Raw genomic sequence first — 5,766 nt, 5'->3', positions numbered from 1 at the left:
AGTGCCCAAAAGATGATGAGCGTCAGGCTTCATCATGCAGATGCCGGGATGAAGTGGGCAGGCAAATCGTTTATCGAAACAGTTAAGGAAAAGCTGCCAATAGATTTTAAGCAGTACAAATCGTCTTCGGCGGATGTTATACCTGCTGTGCAGGAAAAAATGACAGAATATCTCCTGCAGCTGGATGTTAAGGCTGGCGATGTGCTGCAGGTGGATGACAGGCTGTTTTATCTAAATAAATCTGGCAAATTGTCAAACGTAAAGGAGAATAATTTTTTTCAGGAAGTTTCAATCCGTAATTTCAAGGGAATGCAGATTTTTGCACCACTTGAAGGAAAAAAACGTGAGCAGATCAAGGCGGAGCAGATTGCCCAGATTGGGAAAGAGGCTTTCGATGCTTACAGGGCGCAGTTCCGGGATGTATTTTTTGTCGGGGAGAAGGCTTCCCAGGAAAATATTAAAGATAATGTGGAGATGCAGTATAAAAAATTTATTTATGACCATACCTTTGATTATGGGCTGTCTGGCATCCGCCCTTGTGATCAAAAAGCCTGGCAAAAGGCCGATATGGATTTTTGTCTGAAGGCTTTCGAGAACAGCATGGGTGATGCCGTAGCCATGTTTAATGCTGTAAACATCGTTCAGCAGCATAGCCCTTATGCGGTCGCTAATCCAAAGTTGGAGTATAGTGATTATCTTACGGATTGCATTATGAAAAATCCGGAATATCAGAAAATCAAAACAGGTATGAGCAAAGAAAATAGCTCAAAGAGATAGACAGGAGGAAATAGCGTTATGAGCGAGTATGAAATGAAGTTACAGGATTTTGGCATGAATGCCAATCAGATTGAGATTATCCGGGATATTCTTACAGAAAAAGTGGTGGGTGAATATTTTTCGCCAGATGAGTATTATCCTATCGATCCAGTGGAGTTTTTGCAGGCGTGGGAGCATGAGAAAGATGTTGGTGACTTTGGGGAGCTTCGGATAGCTGGGCGTGATGATTATCTGATTGTTGCAGATGAAAATCCATACAGGGCAGGCGAAATAATGCCTGAGATTCATGCCAGGGTGGAAGCTGCCGGAGAGATGCTGTGCAGTGTCATGCCAAAGCTTAAGGAAATGTATATTGAGGCAGTGGAGTTAAAAGACTTTCAGGAATCTGATGAAAAAGCCATAAGCAAGGCAATGGATATGCTGGAGGAGGGATATTACGCAGCTGACATTTTGAACTATGTTCATAAGGCTGTAACGCTGGATAACCCTGATATGACAGCTACGGAAATATTCCAGAAGAGTACGGATATACTTAGGTTTGCAGAAAAAGCTTTTTATGACGAGCCGATCAGAGAACCTTCCCTGGTAGCGGAGTTCTATGAAACCATGAAGGAGGCTATGATGGACTTCCGTGAAATGGTGCAATCTCTTGACGGGATTAAAGCCAAGGGCAAGGATGTTTTACAGCGTTTTTGCGGCGAAAAAGACTATATAAACGGTCACGAGCAGTCCAAGGGAAGATGAAAGGAGCGTTTTCGGATGATAAATAAAGAAAGCCTATTGGCCGAAAATAATCAGTTTTTAGCTGATGTCAAGAATAGCCCGGAGAGATATATGGAATTTTTGAATACTATGGCAAAGTTTCACAAGTATTCCTTGGCGCAACAGATTAACCTGTTTTTTCATGCTCCGGCATCAACAGTAGCTGTGGCAACAGCACCTATATGGAATAATACTCTTGGCTGGCAGCTGGAAGAAAATGCTCCTGGTATAGAAATTTTAAATTCTACATCTACTGATGTGGAGAAAGTTTATGATTTTCGCTATACTGATAAGTATAAGGCCGGGGTGCAGCCGGAAAGCATTTTATGGTCGTTTAACGAGGCGGAACATAAGGATATTCTTGATAATATGTTCCCTGGGGAAGGTTCTCTTACTGAACGTATTATGGACAGCTTTACTGCTGCTGCCGAGCGATATAATGCATTGGATGGCATAACAGAAAAAATTTCCGATGTGGAGCTGTATGCCCTCAGCTGTAGCTATGTTGTATTGCAGAGGCTGGGCTACAATGCAGAGGATGAACTGGGGATGCAGTTCATGTTGCATGATTGGCAGGACTTTAATGCAGAGTTCATGCTTAGCCAGGTAAACAGCATGACAGGAAATATGCTGACTCCTATAGGCCTTATTATCAAGAATCAGGAAAAAGCAAAAGAAGAAGCGAGGAGCGATGAGAGCAATGGAAGACAACGAGATGAACTGGGAGAGGGAGGAAATTCCTCTGGAGAATCTGTACATGGGGCAGTGGGGGAACGCCCGGAGAAGCTTCCTGATGAGCGAAAAGCCGGATCAGTGGAAGGAAATGCTGCAGAAGGGGATAGCGAAAAGCTACCTGATGAATTATCAGGAGGAATACAGCCAGAAGGCGGATCGTCTGGAGAAGCAGCTGATGGAGAGGAACGGGATACCGGAGCAGCTTCCACCGGGGATGCCGTGCCTGGAGTACGCGGGAATGCTGAACCAGGTGAGGGAAACAGTCCAGGAGTGCCTGCTGAGGGAGATTTGCGAGATGGATTGACAGATATAGACCTGGGGAGGTTTGATTTTTCGGCTGATATGTCTTCGGCGAAAGGCAAGAGGGAAGTGTTTGCCATAAATTTGGCAGCTATAAAGCTGGCAAAAGAATTGGAGGATGCCGGGAGAACAGCTTTGCCAAATGAACGGATATTACTGAAAAACTATCGGGGCTTTGGTGGCATCCCGGAGGTGTTTGATGAGTTTAATAAGTCCTGGAAAAATGAGTATGATGCGCTCAGGGACACGTTGACAGCAGCAGAATATGCAGCTGCCAAGGGTTCTGTGCTTAATGCTCATTATACTTCCCCGGAGGTTATCCAGGGGATTTACAAGGCTATTGAGAAGATGGGATTTCAGGGTGGCAATATTCTTGAACCAGCTGTTGGTTCCGGCAGGTTTTTTGAGGAAATGCCTTCGGCAATGAAGGAGGGCAGCAATCTTTTTGGCGTAGAGCTGGACAGCCTCACCAGCCGTATTGCTGCTCTTGCTCATCCGGAAGCGGAGATTACCAATCAAGGCTTCGAGGATACTAAGTTTGCAAACAATTCCTTTGACCTGGCAATCAGCAATGTGCCATTTGGCGATTATAAAATGCGTGCAGATCTGCAATATCGTGACAAAGGGATGCTGCTACATGATTACTTTATCGCTAAGATGGTGGATCAGGTGCGCCCAGGAGGTATTGTTGCGGCCATTACATCATCTGGAACATTGGATAAGCACAATCCGAAGGCACGTGAGTATATCGCACAGAAAGCGGAGCTGGTAGGGGCATTCCGCTTGCCGTACACAGCATTTAAGGGGGCAGGTACGGAAGTAACTACCGATATCCTGTTCTTCAAAAAACGTGAACATGAATTGTCGAAAGAAGATGCACGTCATGAGGACTGGATAAATTCTTATGTCAATGATTACATACCGACAAATGATTATTACCGCCCGATCTATTCAGATCCGGATAAAAACTTCACAGATAACATTTTAGGCAAAATGCAGAAACGCAACGGCCCATTTGGCGATGAGTGGTATTGCGAGGAGAATCTGGATAAGCCACTGGCAGAGCTTTTAGACGAGGCCGTACAAAGGAATATTCCAGAAGGGGTATATCAGGAAAGTGAAACTCCCCTGCCTGTGCCAGTGCAGGAAAAAGGTGCCCGTGCAGGGGCCATTGGCTTTTTCTATGAGGATGGGCGTGTGATTCATCATAAAGCCGATGGTACAAAGGATAATATTGATGTTTCAGCTGCTGACGAAAAGCGGCTTATTTCTGCTATCCATATTCGGGAGGCGGTGTATGATCTGCTGGCAAACCAGCGTAAGGGCTGTACGGATGATATACTTACGGAAAAGCAACGCGTGCTGAACAGCTGGTACGACCAGTATGTGGAAAGATATGGCAGGATTCAGCAGGACAGTAAGTTGAAAAAGCTGTTTGCCCAGGATCCGTCTTATTCCTTGCTACGATCCTTGGAAGTGTATGATAGCAAGGTTTTCATCAAAAAAGCAGATATTTTCACTAAAAGAACTATCAAACCAGATATTACACCTCAACACGCTGATACAGCCGAGGATGCTTTGAAAATTTCCATTAATGAGCGTGGCGATGTAGATATTGAGTACATGGCAGGCCTGACAGGCAGTTCGGAGCAGGATATTATCAATGAGCTGGAGTTCACCAGCATTTATTACGATACTGCACATGATAAATACCAGCTGGCAGATGAATATCTGTCCGGCAATATTCGTCAGAAAATAGAGGATGTGCAGCAGGTAATAGATAATTTGTCCGAGCGAAAAAATAAAGTTGTGGCAGAAAAACTTTCTCCGGGGTGGGACAGGTATGAGTTTACTCCATCTAATGAGATAGAGGCGCAGATTTATAGCGCGATAAAAAATAATGTCAGGGATTATAATATCGATGATGATAGCAAGATATATCTGCAGTCACATAATGATAATCGTGATTTGATGTTGATGGCTTATGCCAGACAATTAGTATATGTGCCAGTCAAGTTTAGAGAGGATCCGTTGTTTCCTTTACAGGCAGTTAAGCTTGGCAGATCAATCGAAAGTCATTTTTTCAGAGGGGATATGGAGTCATATTATCATGAACTTTTTCATTGCCTTGAATTGCCGGATTTGGTTATGATGAATATCGGCAGGTGCATGTTTAATGATCCTACCCGTCCGGAGGCATGGCAACATCCGGAGTATATGATTCCTGTGTACAATTATTTAATGAAAAAGGGTTCTGAGCTGGATAGAGAGGAATATAAAAGTATGGTAAGTGATTTATCCATCTCGGAACGCAAAGAATTTTTTCTCAAGGAAGCGGCAGGCTTTAATGCCTTTTTGGAAGATTATCGTCAAAAAGCTGCAGAGGTGGCCGCAAATGATGAGGTATGTCAGCAACTGCAGCAAAAGATTGATAGGCTGGAGCGCAATCTTCGGGCATTGGAAGCAGCTAAACCGGAAGATCTGCAGCCGGGAGAAATTTCTGTCAATCTTGGTGCAACCTGGCTGAATCCGTCAATTATCAAGGATTTTCTTTTTGAGACTTTGAATATTCCGTCATATCAAAGAAATATAACGGTGGAATTTTCGCATGTGACAGGGGAGTGGAAAATCAACAGTAAAAATGCCCTGGAAAACAATCCGCTGGTGAATACTACTTATGGGACGTCCGGTTCCAGTGCAAATGGCAAAAATGCCCTTGAACTCTGCGAACTGGCTTTAAATCTACGTGAAGCAAAAATTTATGATATGGTTTATGTGGATGGCAGTGAGCGGAAAAAGCTTAATGAAAAAGCCACCCTGGAAGCACGTATCAAGCAGCAGGATTTGAAAGATGCTTTCAGAAAATGGCTTTTTGCTGATGAGAAGCGTGCAGAAAAAATTACGGAGTACTACAATCGTCATTTCAACAGCATCAAGCCACGGGAGTACAATGGTGAGGCCCTGACATTCCCTGGCATGGCTGCGGATATTACTTTAAAGAAGCACCAGAAAGATGCTGTGGCTCATACATTGTATGGTGGTAATACCTTGCTGGCCCATTGCGTAGGGGCTGGCAAAACCTTTGAAATGATTGCCAGTGCAATGGAATCCAAGCGGTTGGGGCTGGCGAACAAGTCCCTGATTGTCGTGCCGAAGCATCTCACAGAGCAGATGGGAGAGGATTTTCAGAGG

3 protein-coding genes are annotated in these 5,766 nt (G+C 44.3%); all 3 read left to right on the top strand.

Translation table 11 applies throughout. The annotated features are described in order from the left end of the window. The coding region (locus ACI3UA_RS06370; protein WP_439723986.1) for a hypothetical protein at nt 1-777 on the top strand (777 nt) is incomplete at its 5' end. A gap of 18 nt (nt 778-795) precedes the next feature. Next, nucleotides 796-1,521 (top strand): hypothetical protein, encoded by a 726-nt coding sequence (locus ACI3UA_RS06365; RefSeq protein ID WP_439723985.1) that lies wholly within the window; start codon nt 796-798, stop codon nt 1,519-1,521. Nucleotides 1,522-1,536: 15 nt separating this feature from the next. Then, the coding region (locus ACI3UA_RS06360) for a hypothetical protein (protein ID WP_439723984.1) at nt 1,537-5,766 on the top strand (4,230 nt) is incomplete at its 3' end.

This window comes from Anaerovibrio sp. (genome assembly GCF_051866355.1).
GTDB lineage: Bacteria > Bacillota > Negativicutes > Selenomonadales > Selenomonadaceae > Anaerovibrio.
Note: the sequence above shows the minus strand (reverse complement) of the source record. Positions and strands in the feature narration are given on the sequence as shown.

Excerpts from the sequence above, each read along its gene's own strand:
- ACI3UA_RS06365 (WP_439723985.1), top strand. The coding sequence starts at position 796 with ATGAGCGAGTATGAAATGAAGTTACAGGATTTTGGCATGAATGCCAAT.